At 63.3% G+C, this 15,866-nt stretch carries 11 protein-coding genes; all 11 read left to right on the forward strand.

The genetic code is table 11. From position 1 onward, the window contains the following. Nucleotides 1–297: 297 nt before the first annotated feature. A complete protein-coding gene (locus tag L4923_RS15840; RefSeq protein ID WP_129412111.1) occupies nucleotides 298–999 on the forward strand; it encodes a response regulator transcription factor in 702 nt (233 codons plus the stop codon). A gap of 16 nt (nucleotides 1,000–1,015) precedes the next feature. Beyond that, nucleotides 1,016–2,797, forward strand: a complete 1,782-nt coding sequence (locus L4923_RS15845; protein WP_275448431.1) for a sensor histidine kinase — start codon at nucleotides 1,016–1,018, stop codon at nucleotides 2,795–2,797. Nucleotides 2,798–2,802: 5 nt separating this feature from the next. Further along, a complete protein-coding gene (locus tag L4923_RS15850) occupies nucleotides 2,803–3,276 on the forward strand; it encodes an HPr kinase/phosphorylase (protein ID WP_239366736.1) in 474 nt (157 codons plus the stop codon). A 162-nt stretch (nucleotides 3,277–3,438) separates the two neighbouring features. Then, nucleotides 3,439–3,840, forward strand: coding sequence for a PTS sugar transporter subunit IIA (locus tag L4923_RS15855; RefSeq protein ID WP_239366738.1), 402 nt, complete (start codon nucleotides 3,439–3,441; stop codon nucleotides 3,838–3,840). Beyond that, entirely contained in the window at nucleotides 3,837–4,133 is a 297-nt protein-coding gene (locus tag L4923_RS15860; protein ID WP_239366740.1) for an HPr family phosphocarrier protein, read from the forward strand. Before L4923_RS15855 ends, L4923_RS15860 begins: the two co-directional genes overlap by 4 nt. A gap of 173 nt (nucleotides 4,134–4,306) precedes the next feature. After that, nucleotides 4,307–5,707, forward strand: coding sequence for an adenosylhomocysteinase (gene ahcY / locus L4923_RS15865; protein ID WP_239366742.1), 1,401 nt, complete (start codon nucleotides 4,307–4,309; stop codon nucleotides 5,705–5,707). 294 nt (nucleotides 5,708–6,001) lie between these two features. After that, a complete protein-coding gene (locus tag L4923_RS15870) occupies nucleotides 6,002–8,563 on the forward strand; it encodes a sensor histidine kinase (RefSeq protein ID WP_239366744.1) in 2,562 nt (853 codons plus the stop codon). Next, complete coding sequence (tsaE, locus tag L4923_RS15875; RefSeq protein ID WP_343303400.1) at nucleotides 8,560–10,068, forward strand: tRNA (adenosine(37)-N6)-threonylcarbamoyltransferase complex ATPase subunit type 1 TsaE; 1,509 nt, start codon at nucleotides 8,560–8,562, stop codon at nucleotides 10,066–10,068. The genes L4923_RS15870 and tsaE overlap by 4 nt, the downstream gene beginning before the upstream one ends. After that, nucleotides 10,065–10,853 carry a nucleotidyltransferase family protein gene (locus tag L4923_RS15880; RefSeq protein ID WP_239366749.1) on the forward strand — a complete coding sequence of 263 codons (789 nt, stop codon included), beginning with the start codon at nucleotides 10,065–10,067 and terminating at the stop codon, nucleotides 10,851–10,853. The genes tsaE and L4923_RS15880 overlap by 4 nt, the downstream gene beginning before the upstream one ends. Beyond that, complete coding sequence (gene addB, locus L4923_RS15885; protein ID WP_239366752.1) at nucleotides 10,850–13,996, forward strand: double-strand break repair protein AddB; 3,147 nt, start codon at nucleotides 10,850–10,852, stop codon at nucleotides 13,994–13,996. The genes L4923_RS15880 and addB overlap by 4 nt, the downstream gene beginning before the upstream one ends. Continuing rightward, the coding region (locus L4923_RS15890) for a UvrD-helicase domain-containing protein (RefSeq protein ID WP_239366754.1) at nucleotides 13,993–15,866 on the forward strand (1,874 nt) is incomplete at its 3' end. The genes addB and L4923_RS15890, both read left to right, overlap by 4 nt.

The following is a 15,866-nucleotide window of genomic DNA, read 5'->3' on the forward strand; positions in this document are numbered from 1 at the left end:
CCTTGGAAAAAGGCCAAAATCAGAAAAGGCAAACGATATCAAATCTTTAATCGATTTAAAAAGTTTGAAAGATGTTTAAATCGTTTAAAAGTGAAAATCTCCAGGTCTTCGCCAAAGGACCGAAAGGGGAGCAGCGTCCCAACCTTGGCGAAGTGATGGCGAAGGACTCATTGTGGACATAAGCGCTTAGCCGATGTAGGACGGCTGGCGGCGTGCCACATTTTGTACCCAATTTGTCCTGCACAAGCCCCTTCCCACCTTATGAAGGGACACCCGCTTATGAGGGAGCCGCTGGAAATGGCGACTATCGCGCTGGTCGATGACGACCGCAACATCCTGACGTCGGTTTCGATTGCCTTGGAATCGGAAGGATATCGGGTTGAAACCTATACGGACGGCGCATCGGCGCTCGAGGGGCTTGCGGCGCGTCCACCGAACCTTGCCATTCTCGACATCAAGATGCCGCGCATGGATGGTATGGAGCTGTTGCGACGCCTGCGCCAGAAAACCGATCTGCCGGTCATCTTCCTGACATCCAAGGATGACGAGATCGACGAATTGTTCGGCCTGAAGATGGGCGCCGACGACTTCATCAAGAAGCCATTCTCGCAACGCCTGCTGGTCGAACGGGTGCGCGCGGTCCTGCGCCGCACCAGCGCTCGCGAGGCGGCCGCCAAGGCTCCGGCGCAGGCGTCGCGCTCGCTGGAGCGGGGCCAGCTGGTGATGGACCAGGAGCGTCATACCTGCACCTGGAAGGGTGAGCCCGTCGTGCTCACCGTCACCGAGTTCCTCATCCTGCATTCCCTGGCGCAGCGCCCGGGCGTCGTGAAAAGCCGTGATGCGCTGATGGATTCGGCCTATGATGAACAGGTCTATGTCGACGACCGCACCATCGACAGCCACATCAAGCGGCTGCGCAAGAAGTTCAAGGCCGTCGACGACGACTTCGAGATGATCGAAACGCTTTACGGGGTCGGTTACCGGTTCCGCGAAGCCTGAGGTTGACCGGGATCCAATGGCGGTAGAAGTGGAGCGGAACAGGCCTGCGGCCGCGCGGCGGTCGTCGCGATTTCTACCCACAACCTTATCGAGGGTGACGGTGCCGATGCGCCGTTTCCTCGGCCACCATATCTTTTCCAGCCTCACCCGGCGCATCCTGTTCCTCAACCTCGCCGGCTTGGCGGTGCTGGTTGTCGGCATCCTCTATCTCAATACCTTCCGGGACGGCCTGATCGACGCCCGCGTCGAAAGCCTGATGACGCAGGGCGAGATCATCGCCGGCGCCGTCGCGACTTCGGCAACGGTGGAGACGGATGCCATCCGCATCGATCCGGAAAAGCTGCTGGAGCTGCAGGCCGGCGAAAGCCTGGGGCCTTCCGTCGACCAACTCGACAATCTCGACTTTCCGATCAATCCCGAGCGGGTCGCGCCGCTCCTGCGGCGGCTGATATCGCCGACCCGGACCCGCGCTCGCATCTACGACCGCGACGCCAATCTGTTGTTGGATTCCAGGCATCTCTATTCCAAGGGCCAGGTCCTGCGTTACGATCTGCCGCCGGTCGACGACGATGAACCGAGCTTCGTCGAGCGGGCGCAGAAATTCGTATTCGATATTTTCTCGAACCGTTCCCTGCCGGTTTACAAGGAACAGCCGGGCGGTAATGGCGCAGCCTTTCCCGAGGTGATGAAAGCGCTGACGGGCGGCCCTTCGACATTTGTCCGGATCAGCGAGAAGGGCGAGCAGATCGTTTCGGTTGCGGTTCCGATCCAGCGGCCCCGCGCGGTGCTCGGCGTGCTCATGCTGTCCACGGAAGGCGGAGACATCGATAAGATCGTCGCCACCGAACGCAAAGCGATCCTGCGCGTCTTTGGTGTCGCCGCGCTGGTGACGGCGCTGCTGTCGATGCTGCTTGCCTCCACCATCGCCAATCCGTTGCGTCGTCTCTCCGCGGCAGCGGTGCGCGTGCGCCGCTCGATCAAGAACCGGGAGGAGATCCCGGACTTTTCCGATCGCCAGGACGAGATTGGCAATCTGTCGATCGCGGTACGCGACATGACCAATGCACTTTATGCCCGCATCGAGGCCATCGAAAGCTTCGCTGCCGACGTTTCGCATGAACTGAAGAACCCGCTGACCTCGTTGCGCAGTGCCGTCGAAACCTTGCCGCTGGCCAAGAACGAAGCATCGCGCAACCGGTTGATGGAAGTGATCCAGCATGACGTGAAGCGGCTCGATCGCCTCATCACCGACATCTCGGACGCGTCGCGCCTCGACGCCGAGCTGGCGCGCGACGATGCCGCCAGGGTCGACTTCAAGCAATTCGTTTCCGATCTCGTCAGCGTGTCGCGCGAAGCCTCGCATCACAAGAAGTCGGTCGAGATCGACCTCAAGGTCGCCAAGCTGCCGCAGGGCGTCAAAGGCTATTTCGTGCAAGGGCACGACCTGCGTCTCGGCCAGGTCATCACCAACCTGATTGAAAATGCCCGTTCGTTCGTGCCTGACGGCCATGGCCAGATCACCCTGTCGCTGGCGCGCTCCGGCAAATTCAACATCCTGACCGTGGACGACAACGGTCCGGGCATCCGCGCCGAGAATATCGAGCGCATCTTCGAGCGCTTCTATACGGACAGGCCGGCCAGCGAGGCTTTTGGCCAGAACTCGGGTCTTGGTCTATCGATCAGCCGGCAGATCGTCGAAGCCCATGGTGGAACGCTGACAGCCGAGAATATTCCAGGCACCAAACCGGGCGAGATCAAGGGCGCTCGTTTCGTCGTCGCCTTGCCGGCCGAAGGGTGATTCCTTTGGCCGTCGACAAGCGGGTAGCTGCGAGAGCCACCGAAAACATTCATGGCACCGCGCTTCTGGCTGGGGACCGTGGCCTTCTCATTGCCGGACCGTCGGGCGCGGGAAAGTCGACGCTGGCGTTGGCTTTGATCGGTCATTTCCGCGGGCAGGGCCTGTTTTCGCGGTTGATCGCCGACGACCAGCTTTTTGTTTTCAATCGCAACGGCCGGTTGATTTGCCAGGCGCCGCCCACCATCGCGGGGCTGGCCGAGGTGGCAGGCATCGGCCCGCAGCCCTTGGCTTTCGAGCAGGAAGCTGTCATCGACCTGTGCGTGCGCATGGTCACCGATGCCGAAATGCAGCGGTTTCAGGCAGAAGCCGATCAGTTGATCGCCGGCTGCGCAGTGCCTCGTCTCGACGTTCCGACGCGAAATGCAACCGTTGCCGTGGCGGCTATTTCGGCACGGCTTTCCTTGGCGACTTTTCGATGACCTGCCCAACTTTTATGCTGCAATGCGTCAAAATGGCTCGCACTGGCGCAAATTGGGGCTTGTCAACGCGACGTGCGTCGACAAGATAGCGCTCCCGCCGTCTGGACAGATGGTGAGAATAAGATGCGCCTATGAAGGGGCCATGACGGGAGCCGCCAAAGAATGATCGGACTCGTGCTCGTGACGCACGGTCGACTGGCCGACGAGTTTCGCCTAGCCGTGGAACACGTCGTGGGACCGCAGGAGAATTTCGAGACCGTCGCGATCGGTGCCGAAGACGATATGGAGCAGCGCCGGCGTGATATCGTCGAGGCGGTCCGTAGCGTCGACAGCGGTGCCGGCGTCATCCTGCTGACCGACATGTTCGGCGGAACTCCGTCCAATCTCGCGATCTCGGTGATGGAGGCAGGCCGTATCGAAGTCATCGCCGGCATGAACCTGCCGATGCTGATCAAGCTCTCCAGCGTGCGCAAGAGCGAGAACATGGTTGCTGCCCTCGACGAGGCGCAGGCTGCCGGACGCAAATACATCAACGTCGCCAGCCAGCTTCTGACCAGCCGATGAACACAATGTCCTCCGAGACCGGCTACGTCGTTCGCGATATGCGGATCATCAACCAGCGCGGATTGCATGCGCGTGCCTCCGCCAAATTCGTGCAGGTGGCCGGCAGCTACGAAGCAGAGGTCCATGTCGAGAAGGACGGCACGAAGGTCGGCGGCACGTCGATCATGGGTCTGATGATGCTTGCTGCAAGCCCTGGCTGCTCGATCCGCGTCACCGCGTCGGGACGGGAAGCCTCCCAGGTGATCGCGGCGCTGGACGAACTGGTTGCTTCGAAGTTCGGCGAGGAGATCTGACCTAGGTTGTATTCGAGCCGCGAGCCTCGATAGCCATATGCTCAGATAAAGATTTCTTTATATCCCGTTGTCTGTTTGGGCGTGATCTGCTAGGCAGGCGCCAACGCCGCGTTCATCCTTTGCGCCCTCCGGCGCGAACGCGTCAGCACACCAAAACAGATCGGAGCGCCGCCATGACGGGTAGCAAGGACTATGTGATCGCCGATATTTCTCTGGCCGATTGGGGTCGCAAGGAAATCGAGATCGCCGAAACGGAAATGCCGGGCCTGATGGCCGCGCGCGAGGAATTCGGCGAAAAGAAGCCGCTGAAGGGCGCGCGCATCACCGGTTCTCTGCACATGACCATCCAGACGGCGGTGCTGATCGAGACGCTGAAGGCGCTCGGTGCCGACCTTCGCTGGGCGTCGTGCAATATCTTCTCCACGCAGGATCATGCCGCCGCGGCCATCGCCGCAGCCGGCATCCCGGTGTTCGCCGTCAAGGGCGAGTCGCTCGAAGACTATTGGATTTACACCGACAAGATCTTCCAGTGGGCCGACGGCGGCCAGTCGAACATGATCCTCGATGATGGCGGCGACGCCACCATGTACATCCTGCTCGGCGCCCGCGCCGAAGCCGGCGAGGATGTGCTGTCCAACCCGGGCAGCGAGGAAGAGGAAATTCTGTTCGCGCAGATCAAAAAGCGCATGGCGGCGACGCCAGGCTTCTTCACCAAGCAGCGCGAAGCGATCCGCGGCGTCACCGAGGAGACCACGACCGGCGTCAACCGCCTTTATCAGTTGCAGAAGAAAGGCCTGCTGCCTTTCCCGGCGATCAACGTCAACGACAGCGTCACCAAGTCGAAGTTCGACAACAAATATGGCTGCAAGGAATCGCTGGTCGACGGCATCCGCCGCGGCACCGATGTGATGATGGCCGGCAAGGTCGCGATCGTCGCTGGCTATGGCGATGTCGGCAAGGGCTCCGCGGCTTCGCTGCAGGGCGCCGGTGCCCGGGTCAAGGTCACCGAAGCCGACCCGATCTGCGCGCTGCAGGCGGCGATGGACGGCTATGAAGTCGTCACCATGGATGATGCGATTTCAACCGCGGACATCGTCATCACCGCCACCGGCAACAAGGATGTGCTCACCCTCGACCACATGCGTAAGCTGAAGGACATGGCGATCGTCGGCAATATCGGCCACTTCGACAACGAGATCCAGGTCGCAGCCTTGCGCAACCTGAAGTGGACCAACGTCAAGCCTCAGGTCGATATGATCGCCTTCCCGGATGGCAAGCGCATGATCCTGCTTTCGGAAGGCCGCCTGCTCAATCTCGGCAATGCCACCGGCCACCCGAGCTTCGTCATGTCGGCATCCTTCACCAACCAGGTGCTGGCTCAGATCGAACTGTGGACGCAGCCAGGCAAGTACGAAAACAAGGTCTATACGCTGCCCAAGCATCTCGATGAAAAAGTCGCTCGCCTCCATCTCGGCAAGCTCGGTGCCAAGCTCACTGAACTTTCGGGCGAACAGGCCGCCTATATCGGTGTGACGCCGCAGGGTCCGTACAAGCCGGAACACTACCGCTATTAACCTTATCTGAACTTGCTACAATATCTTGAGGTCGGGCAATTGACATTTTGCCCGGCCTTATTTTTGCGCTGCCGCTGCCTTCACGCCGATTCGGCAAGGGGGTATTGTGAGGTGATTCGCGAAGCTTCCTGCTCGCGCGCAGCCGCAGCCCGGTCCGGCGCACGGCTGGACGCGCGGGATTTTCGGTAAAAGGGGCGTTCTTTGCGTGTCCGTGACGGGCCGCGCTGCGCTCGGGATTCCGGGAAGGGACGCAGGGTCGGGGCGGTCTTGCATTCAGGCGGAGAGGACCAACACATGCCGGGGGAAGACCCGCTCAAGGCGGGACAGGCCGTAACCGGCGGCCACCAGGATTCGGCGATCAGGGGTCGCCTGACTGCAATGATCCACCGGGTTTCGCCGCGTGGGCATTTTGCGCGCCTGCTCGCCAGCACGGCGCTGCTAATTCCGTTTCACAATGCCACCGCACGCGCTCAGGAAGCTGCGGTCAAAGCCAACAGCGTGCCCATCGGTACGATCGAAGTCATCCAGCTGGCAGTCACGATCGGTGTGCTCGGCGCCGCGCTGATTTCCGCCATCGTGCTGATCCGAGAACGGCAGCGTACAGCCACCGAAAATGGCGAACTGCGTGGCAGACTTGCCGACGCCAATGCGGCGTTGCAACGTTCGGAGGCATTGCTCAACCTGCGCGACCAGCGTGTCGTCGTCTGGCCGGCCGACAACCGCAAGCCGGATATCGTCGGCAGTCTGCCGATCGAGACCGGGTCGCCGGAAGAACGCGCTGCCTTCCTGGCCTTCGGCCGCTGGCTGATGCCGCGTTCGGCGGCGGCACTCGAAAACGCAGTGGCGGCATTGCGCGAAAAGGGCACGTCCTTCGATCTCGTTGCTGAGACGCAGGCTGGCGCACCGCTCGAAATCCAGGGACGCAAGAGTGCCGCGCACAGCATCGTGCGGTTCGTCTCCTTGTCTGAAGCGCATCGCAATCTGGCACGGTTGAAACTGGAACATCAGCAGGTGGCCGCCGAGCATGACACCATGCTTGGCCTGTTTGATGCGCTGAAAATGCCGTTCTGGCTGCGCAGCACCGACGGTCGCCTGAAGTGGGTGAACCGGGCCTATTGGACAGCTGTCGAGGCCCCGAGCCGCGACGCGGCAGTGCGCGACGGCCGCGAGTTCCTCGGCAGCCAGGCACGCGATGCGATCGCCAGCCAGCACGACCAGCGTCCGGTGTTCGAACAGACACTGTCCACGGTCATCGGCGGAGACCGGCACGTCTTTTCCGTGACCGATTTCGCCGGCGCCGGCGGGTCGGCGGGCCTCGCCTATGACGTCAGCGCGGCCGACACCGTGCGCGAGGAATATGAGCGCACCGTGCGCAGCCACGCCGATACGCTCGACCAACTCAACACGGCCGTGGCCATCTTCGATGCGGATGAGAAGCTGCGTTTCCATAATCAGGCCTTCCAGAAGCTGTGGGGTCTCGACACCGCTTTCCTGCACAGCACCCCCGACAATGCGCTGTTGCTCGACCGGCTGCGCAGCGAGGGCAAGATCGCCGAACAACCGGAATGGCGCCGCTGGAAGGAAAACCTCCTCTCCGCCTATCGCTCGGTCGAGCCCGTGGAACATTGGTGGCACCTGCCCGACGGCAAGACGATCCGCGTGGTCGGCAATCCGCAGCCGAAGGGCGGCGTCACCTGGGTGTTCGAGAACCTGACCGAAAAGATAGACCTCGAAAGCCGATACCAGACCGCCGTGCGCGTGCAGGGCGAGACGCTGGACAATCTGGCTGAAGGCGTCGCGGTGTTCGGTCCGGATGGCCGGCTGAGACTTTCCAATCCGGCCTTCGCCACGATGTGGGACCTGCCGAACGACGCCGTGCAGCCGGGCATCCATGTTTCGCTGATCCGCGACCTTTGCGCCGTCCGCACCACCGACGGCCCGTGGGCCGGCTTCGTTGCAGCGGTCACCGGCTTCGACGACGAACGTCGCAACGGCCATGGCCAGGTCACGCTGCAGGACGGCAGCACACTGCGTTATGCCGTTATCCACTTGCCGAACGGGCAGGTGATGATCACCTTCGTCGACGTCACCGACAGCGTCAATGTCGAGCGGGCGTTGAAGGAGAAAAACGACGCGCTGCTCAAGTCGGACCAGCTGAAGAACGACTTCGTCCAGCACGTGTCCTATGAATTGCGTTCACCGCTCACCAACATCATCGGTTTCACCGAATTGCTGTCGCTGCCGGCCACGGGTCCTCTCACGACGCGCCAGCAGGAATATCTCGATCATATCGGCTCTTCGTCATCGGTGTTGCTGACCATCGTCAACGACATTCTCGATCTTGCGACCGTGGATGCCGGCATCATGCAGCTGGACATTTCCGAGGTCAGGGTGGAGAGCACTGTGGCTGCGGCCGCCGAATTGGTGGCGGATCGGCTGGACGAACATGCCATCCGGCTCGGCGTCGACATTGCAGCCGCGCCGAAGAACTTCCACGGCGACGAAACGCGCGTACGGCAGATCCTCTACAACCTCCTCAGCAACGCCGCCAACTATGCGCCGGAGAACAGCACGATCGCGCTGTCCTGCCGCGAAACGGCGGAAGGTGTCGAATTCTCCGTCCATGACGATGGACCCGGCATGCCGCCGGACGTCCTGGATTCGGTGTTCCGGCGCTTCGAGCCGCGCGTCAACGGCGGTCGCAGGCGCGGCGCGGGTCTTGGGCTTTCCATAGTCAAGAGCTTTGTCGAGCTGCATGGCGGAACGGTGCGCATCGAAACAGGTGAGAACCGCGGCACGACGGTTATCTGTACTTTCCCGGCAGCCCCGGCGGGCATCCGGGCGGCGGCGGAATAACGTTGCCGACGGTGGAACGGTTTCTCGCTGATGAAGCGGCGACGATGCGTTTTGGCGAAGACCTCGCCATGGCATTGAGGCCTGGCGATGTGCTGGCCCTCCAGGGCGATCTTGGCGCCGGCAAGACCACATTGGCACGGGCTCTGATCCGTGCCTTGGCGAATGATCTGGGCCTCGATGTGCCGAGCCCGACCTTCACCTTGGTGCAGAGCTACGAGACGCGCGTCCCGGTTCACCACTTCGACCTCTACCGGCTCTCCTTCGCCGAGGAACTGGAAGAGCTCGGCTTTCCCGACGTGCTCAAGGACGGAGCGGCGCTGATCGAATGGCCTGAGCGTGCGGGCGACCGCTTGCCGGAAACCGCGATCACCATCGAATTGATCCATCAGGACGAAGGCCGCCTGGCACGGGTCCACGGCGAGAGCAGTGGCTTCGAGCGCATCGCACGGTCGCTTGCCATGCGCGATTTCCTGGAAAGCGCCGGTTGGGGTATGGCGAGCCGCCGGCATTTCGTGGGCGATGCCTCGGCGCGCTCCTACGAGATCGTCACGCTGACGGATGAAGAGCCCCGCGTGCTGATGAACTCGCCGCGGCTGGTTCTGGGTCCGCCAGTGCGCGACGGCAAGGCCTATGCCGAGATCGCCCACACTGCGCAAACCGTCGCCGCTTTCGTCGGCGTCGACAAACTGCTTCGCGAGGCGGAAATCGCGGCGCCGGAAATCCATGCGCGGGACCTTGAGCAAGGCTTCCTGCTCATCGAGCATCTGGGAACCGAGGGTCTGCTTACCCCTGCCGGTGCGCCCATCGCCGAGCGATACCGGCTGGTTGCCGAGCTGCTAGCCTTCATGCACGAGAAGCGTTGGCCGGATCGTGTTGCCGTCGCACCTGGCAAACTCCACATCGTACCGCCCTTCGACCGCGACGCGATGCTGATCGAGGCGGAGCTCCTGATCGACTGGTACCTGCCCGCCATTCGCGGGAGATTCACCGAGGATGGGGAGCGCAAGGCATTTCGTGATGCCTGGAGCGCGGTTCTCGACCGCATCGACGGGACGGAGATGACCTTGATGCTGCGCGACGTGCAGTCGCCCAACTTTATCTGGCGCGAAGATCGGGAAGGTTTCGACAAGCTTGGCGTGGTCGACTTCCAGGATGCTCTGATTGGCCCTTCCGCTTACGATGTCGCCTCGCTTGCGCTGGATCCGCGCGTCACCCTAGAGCCGGCTTTCGAGCGCGCGGTCGTCGACGCCTATATCTCGGCCCGGATCTCGGCCGGAGATTTTGCTCAGGCGGCTTTCGAAGAAGCCTATGCCATCATGGGAGCCCAGCGGCATTCGAAGATATTGGGGATTTTCGTGCGTCTCGACCGACGTGACGGCAAGCCCTACTACTTGAAACATCTTCCGCGCATCCGTGATTATCTTCGCCGGCTTCTTGTCCATCCGGCACTCGCCGAAGTCCGCATTTTGTACGACCGCCTCGGCGTCCTGGAGGAGCCGGCATGAAGGATCGTCCCACCGTTGCAATGGTGCTGGCCGCCGGGCTCGGAAAGCGCATGCGGCCGGTCACCGACACCATCCCGAAGCCGATGGTGCCGATTGCCGGCAAGACCTTGCTCGACTGGGGTCTGGACAGTCTCGAACGGGTTGGGGTCAAGAAGGCGGTGGTCAACGTCCACTACTTGCCGGATCAGATCATCCGTCACGCGACACGACGCGATCGTCCCAGGATCGTGATCTCGGATGAAAGCGAGCGTTTGCTGGATTCCGCCGGGGGCATCGTCAAGGCATTGCCAGAACTCGGCGACAAGCCCTTCTACATCGTCAATGCCGATACGTTCTGGCTCGACGCCGGCAAGCCCAACCTCGAAAGGCTCGCCCTTGCCTGGGACAATGCGGCAATGGATATTCTGCTCATGCTGGCAGAACTCCCTTCGACAACCGGTCATTCGGGCGGCACGGACTTCCTGATCGCATCGGATGGACGCCTGTCCCGTGCCAAGGGCGACCCGAACGGGCTGATCTATGCCGGCGCGGCCATCGTCAACCCGAGTATCTTCGAGGGGGCGGCTGCCGAGCCGCATTCGCTCAACACGTATTTCGACCGTGCCATACAAGCAGGCAGGCTGTTCGGCATGGTGATGCAGGGCCATTGGATCACTGTCGGCACGCCCGATGCCATCGCGCCGGCGGAAGCAGCGGTTGGAAGGGCCCTGGCGGGAGCGCCCGGCGTTGACATGTCCCGCGCAGACAAGCCCCGCGTGGACACGTCCCGCGCAGACAGGCAATGAGCGGCTCGCCCCGCGTCTACTCCATTGCGCCTGGCTCGCCGTTCCTGCGGACGCTCGCCGATGCGTTGATCGAAGGACGTCTCATTCCCGGCTTCCGGTACGAAGGCGATCCCCTCGCCTTGGCCGGTACGACCATCTACGTGCCCACGCGCCGTGCTGCGCGCGCCTTGCGCGCCATGTTCGCCGAACGTCTCGGCGGGCGGTCTGCGATCCTTCCCGTCATCAAGCCGCTTGGCGAATTCGATGAGGACGAAGCGGCTTTCGATCAGGAGGCAGAGGACGCCGGCTCGATTGATCTTGCGCCGCCCGTTGCTGCCCTGGAGCGGTTGCTGCTCCTGGCGCCGCTGGTACGCACCTGGAAACGCCAGTTGCCGGCCCATGTGGCGGCGCTGTTCGCCGAAGAGGTGGTGGTGCCGGCCTCGGCGGCCGACGCGATCTGGCTGGCGCGCGATCTCGCCCGGCTGATGGACGAGATCGAAACCGAAGGCTCCGATTGGGCGAAACTGGCCGGTCTGGTGGAGGGCAATCTTGCCGGCTGGTGGCAGGTGACGCTGGATTTCCTCAAGATCGTCACAGAAGCCTGGCCCGGCATCCTGGCCGAGCGCGACCGTTCCAACCCGGCCGCGCATCGCAGTGCGCTGATCAGGCTCGAAGCAGAGCGGTTGAAACGCAACCCCCCTGCAGGCCCCGTCATCGCCGCCGGTTCGACGGGCTCCATACCTGCCACCGCCGATCTTCTGGCCACGATCGCCGGCTTGCCAAATGGTGCGGTGGTGCTGCCGGGTCTCGACATCGAGATGGATCAGCCTTCCTTTGAGGCGATCATCGCGCCTGATGCACGGCCCGCTTTGCTTGGTCATCCGCAATATGGCCTTGCCAAGCTCATCGGCAGGATCGGCATCCTGCGCAGCGATGTCGAGGAACTCGACCGGGTCGAGGGCGCCGACCGACATGACGAGGCCCTGCGCCATCGCGCTGCGCTGGTGGCGGAGGCATTGCGGCCGGCCGAGACCACAGAGTTGTGGGCTGAGACGCGGGCGCGCTTTGGCGATGCGGACATCCTGGCGGCCCTGCAAGGCGTAACGCTGGTCGAAGCCGCCAACGAGCGCGATGAAGCCGTCAGCATCGCGCTTGCGTTGCGCCGCGCTGTCGAAAGCCCGGGTCGCCGTGCCGCGCTTGTCACGGGGGATCGTGCTCTGGCACGCCGCGTCTCGGCGGAGTTGCTCCGGCTCGGCATTATCGCCGACGATTCCGGCGGCAGGCCGCTGGCCGATACGCCACCCGCAAGCTTGCTGCGGCTGCTGCTCGACACGGTGCTGCGTCCCGGCGATCCGATCGCCATACTGGCACTGCTCAAGCATCCGCTGCTTGGGCTCGGCCTGCCACGCGCCGACGTGCGCCGCGCGGCCGAAGCGGTTGAACTGGTGGCGCTGCGCGGCGGTACCGGTCGGCCGGACATCGCCGTGCTGGGTGCGCTGTTCGAAACCCGGTTGGTGGAGGCGCAGCAGGCCGACCGCCGGCCATTCTGGCTATCGCGGCTGTCGGCCGGGCGTATCGAAAAGGCGCAGCTGATGCTCGCCAAGCTGGGCGAAGCCGTCGCACCGCTCGCTGCGTGCCGGACCGAACCGGAAAGCGATGTCGCGACACTGGTGCGCGCCAGCATCGTTGCGCTGGAGGGGCTCGGCCGATCCGAGAATGGCTCGCTCTCGGACCTCTATGATGGCGATGCCGGCGAAAAGCTGGCCGAGCTGCTGCGCGGATTGATCGGCGCGAATGCGATCTTCACGCTCTCGCCTCAGGAGTGGCCTGATGTCGCGATGGCGCTGATCGCTCCCGAAACGGTCAAGCCTGCGCGCGGTGCCGATGCGGCGATCGCCATCTGGGGCACGCTTGAGGCCCGCCTGCAGCATGTCGACACGCTCGTCGTCGGCGGGCTCAACGAAGGTGTCTGGCCGCGCAAGCCGGAAGGCGATCGTTTCATGTCGAGGCTGATGAAGACCGGCATCGAACTGGAACCGCCGGAACGGCGCATCGGCCTGGCGGCGCACGATTTCCAGATGGCGATGGGCGCGCCAAACGTCGTGCTGACCCGTTCGGCGCGCGCCGGAGACGCACCGGCGGTTGCCTCGCGTTGGCTACAGCGCATCCTTACCTTCGTCGGCAGGGCGCAGGCGGAACCCATGCGCCGACGTGGCAACGAGTTGCTTGCCTGGGCGCGTGCCCTGGACGCGGGTCCCAAGGTGGACTTCGCGCCGCGACCGCAACCGAAACCGCCTCTGGAGAACCGGCCTCGCCATTTTTCGGTGACCGAGATCGAAACATTGCGGCGTGATCCCTATGCCGTCTATGCACGCCGCATCCTCGGCTTGATGTCGCTGGAGCCCGTGATCCGCGACCCGGGTGCTGCCGAGCGCGGCACGTTGTTCCACGCCATACTGCACCATTTCTCGCAAGCCGTGGCCGACCCGCAAGCGCCCGAGGCGCTGGCGATCCTTCTGGAAGCCGGTCGCGCCTGCTTTACTGAAGCGGCACTTCCCGCCGATGTCGAGGCAGTGTGGTGGCCTCGTTTCGAGAAGCTGGCCGTCGGCATCATCGACTGGGAACGCTCGCGCGCCGAGGCTGTCGTCCAACGGCATTCGGAAGAACGTGCCGACAAGACGGTGGTGGGTCAGTCCGGCGTCACCCTGTCGGGTTACGCCGACCGCGTTGACCTGCTTGCGGGCGGCATGGCTGACATCCTCGATTTCAAGACCGGATCGTCGCCCTCCAAGGCGCAGGCCCACACCCTGCTGGCGCCGCAACTGGCGCTGGAGGCCGCGCTGCTCAAACGGGGCGCTTTTCGCGATATCGGTGTGCGTGAGCCTGCCGAACTCGCCTTCGTCAGGCTCAGGGCCAACGGCGAAGTCGAACAGGAATCGATCCTGGAATACAACCGCAAGCCGCGCAGCGCGTCCGATCTGGGCGAGGAAGCATGGGCGCGGTTGGAGAAGCTGCTGTTCCATTATGCCGATCCGCAGACTGGTTATCTGTCGAGGGCCTTGCCGTTTCGAGAAGGCGAGACCGACGGAGACTACGATCACCTCGCCCGTGTACTGGAATGGTCCGCTGGCGGCGACGGTCCGGACGAGGGAGGGGAGGCTTGAAAAAGCTCTATCCTATTCCTTCGGGTACCGCCGAGAGCCAGGCCCGGGCTTCCGATCCGCACACCTCCGCCTGGGTGTCGGCCAATGCCGGGTCGGGCAAGACGCATGTGCTGGCCCAGCGTGTCATCCGCCTGCTCCTGCGTGGCACGGATCCTTCCAAGATCCTCTGCCTGACCTATACGCGCGCTGCCGCGGCCAACATGTCCAACCGCGTCTTCTCGACGCTTTCGGAATGGACCGCACTGCCCGATGCCGGACTGGCGCAAAAAATTGCCGCACTGGATGGCCGCGTGCCCGACCTCTCGACCATGCGCCGGGCGCGCAGGCTGTTCGCGGAAGCGCTGGAAACGCCGGGTGGGCTGAAGATCCAGACCATCCACGCCTTCTGTGAATCGGTGCTGCACCAGTTCCCGCTGGAGGCCAACATCGCCGCGCATTTCGAACTGCTCGATCCGCAGATGGAACAGGCACTGTTGGCGCAGGCGCGGCGCGACATGATCACGGGTGCCAGCGCACCGGGTGGTGCCGGACTGACGGAAGCCTTTGCAACCGTGCTGGAGCGCGGTGGCGAGAAGGGCCTCGACGATCTCTTGTCGGAAATCATGCGCAAGCGCGACGGCTTGCGCGGTTTCATCGATGCCATCGGCGGCGATGGCCGGAACTTTCGTTCCCTGTTCGACGAATTCGGTTTCGCTGCGGGTGAAACAGCGGCCAGCATTGCCAGCGCGTTGTGGCCTCTGCCCGACTTCGAACCTGCCTATTTCGAGGCTTTTGTGCGTGTCGCAGAGGCCACCGACGCGCGTGCCGTGCTCAACAACATCGTGCCCTATGCAGCTCTCGGATTTGCCGAAAGCGATCCTGTTCGCCGATTGCCGTTGCTGTCCAAAGGCTTCCTGCGCTCGGATGGCGATCCGTACGATCCCGTAAAGACGTTCAAGAAGGCACTGGTCGACCGGTTGCCGGATTTGCCCGAAAGATATGAAGCCGCGGCCTCGGCCATTGCCAGGACAGTCGATCGGCTGGCGCTCTTTCGCATGCTGGAAGGCACCGCCGCGGCGCTCACCGTAGCCGACTGGCTGATCGCTCGTTACGAGCATCTGAAGCGCGGTCGCGGCTTCCTCGACTTCAACGATCTGATCACCCGCACCGTCAATCTGTTGTCGCGTACCGATGCCGGCCCCTGGGTGCAGTACAAGCTCGACCAGGGCATCGATCATATCCTGCTCGACGAGGCGCAGGACACCAGTCCCGACCAATGGGAAGTGGTGAAGCGGCTGGCGGAAGAATTCTTCGCCGGCGAAAGCGCGCGTGCCGCGCGGCGCACCATCTTCGCCGTCGGCGACGAAAAGCAGTCGATCTATTCTTTCCAGGGCGCCGCCCCGGACTCCTTCCACGAAAGCCGGCAGCTGTTCGCACGCAGGGTGCGCGAGGCCGAGACGAGTTTCGCGGATCTCAAGCTGACCTGGTCGTTCCGCTCGACCGGCGACGTGCTGGCAGCCGTCGATCGCGTTTTCGCAACACCGGAGGTGCGACGTGGCATCAGCAACGATCCCGATCCGCTCGATCACAAGGCCATTCGCAACGATGCGCCGGGCTATGTCGAAGTCTGGCCATCGATCGGCGCCGATGTGGTCGAGGAACCGGACGACTGGACGTTGCCGGTCAATCACGTCAGCGCGCCTGCCGTGCGGTTGGCCGAACAGATAGCCGATACCGTCAAGAACTGGATCGACAGCGGCGAAATCATCGAAGGCAAGGGTCGCCCGCGCAGGGCCCGCGGCCGCCGGGGGGGGGTGCGCCACCCCCCCCCGTTTTTGCACCCCCCGTCGCGCCCCCGCCAGGGGAAGGGGATAACCGGGCCGGGGGGCGC

The organism is Terribium retamae, assembly GCF_022347545.1.
Taxonomy (GTDB): Bacteria; Pseudomonadota; Alphaproteobacteria; order Rhizobiales; family Rhizobiaceae; genus Mesorhizobium; species Mesorhizobium retamae.

Coding starts and splice junctions, on each gene's coding strand:
- L4923_RS15870 (WP_239366744.1), top strand. CDS start 6,002: ATGCCGGGGGAAGACCCGCTCAAGGCGGGACAGGCCGTAACCGGCGGC.
- L4923_RS15855 (WP_239366738.1), top strand. CDS start 3,439: ATGATCGGACTCGTGCTCGTGACGCACGGTCGACTGGCCGACGAGTTT.
- ahcY (WP_239366742.1), top strand. CDS start 4,307: ATGACGGGTAGCAAGGACTATGTGATCGCCGATATTTCTCTGGCCGAT.
- L4923_RS15840 (WP_129412111.1), top strand. CDS start 298: ATGGCGACTATCGCGCTGGTCGATGACGACCGCAACATCCTGACGTCG.
- addB (WP_239366752.1), top strand. CDS start 10,850: ATGAGCGGCTCGCCCCGCGTCTACTCCATTGCGCCTGGCTCGCCGTTC.
- L4923_RS15880 (WP_239366749.1), top strand. CDS start 10,065: ATGAAGGATCGTCCCACCGTTGCAATGGTGCTGGCCGCCGGGCTCGGA.
- L4923_RS15860 (WP_239366740.1), top strand. CDS start 3,837: ATGAACACAATGTCCTCCGAGACCGGCTACGTCGTTCGCGATATGCGG.
- L4923_RS15845 (WP_275448431.1), top strand. CDS start 1,016: ATGGCGGTAGAAGTGGAGCGGAACAGGCCTGCGGCCGCGCGGCGGTCG.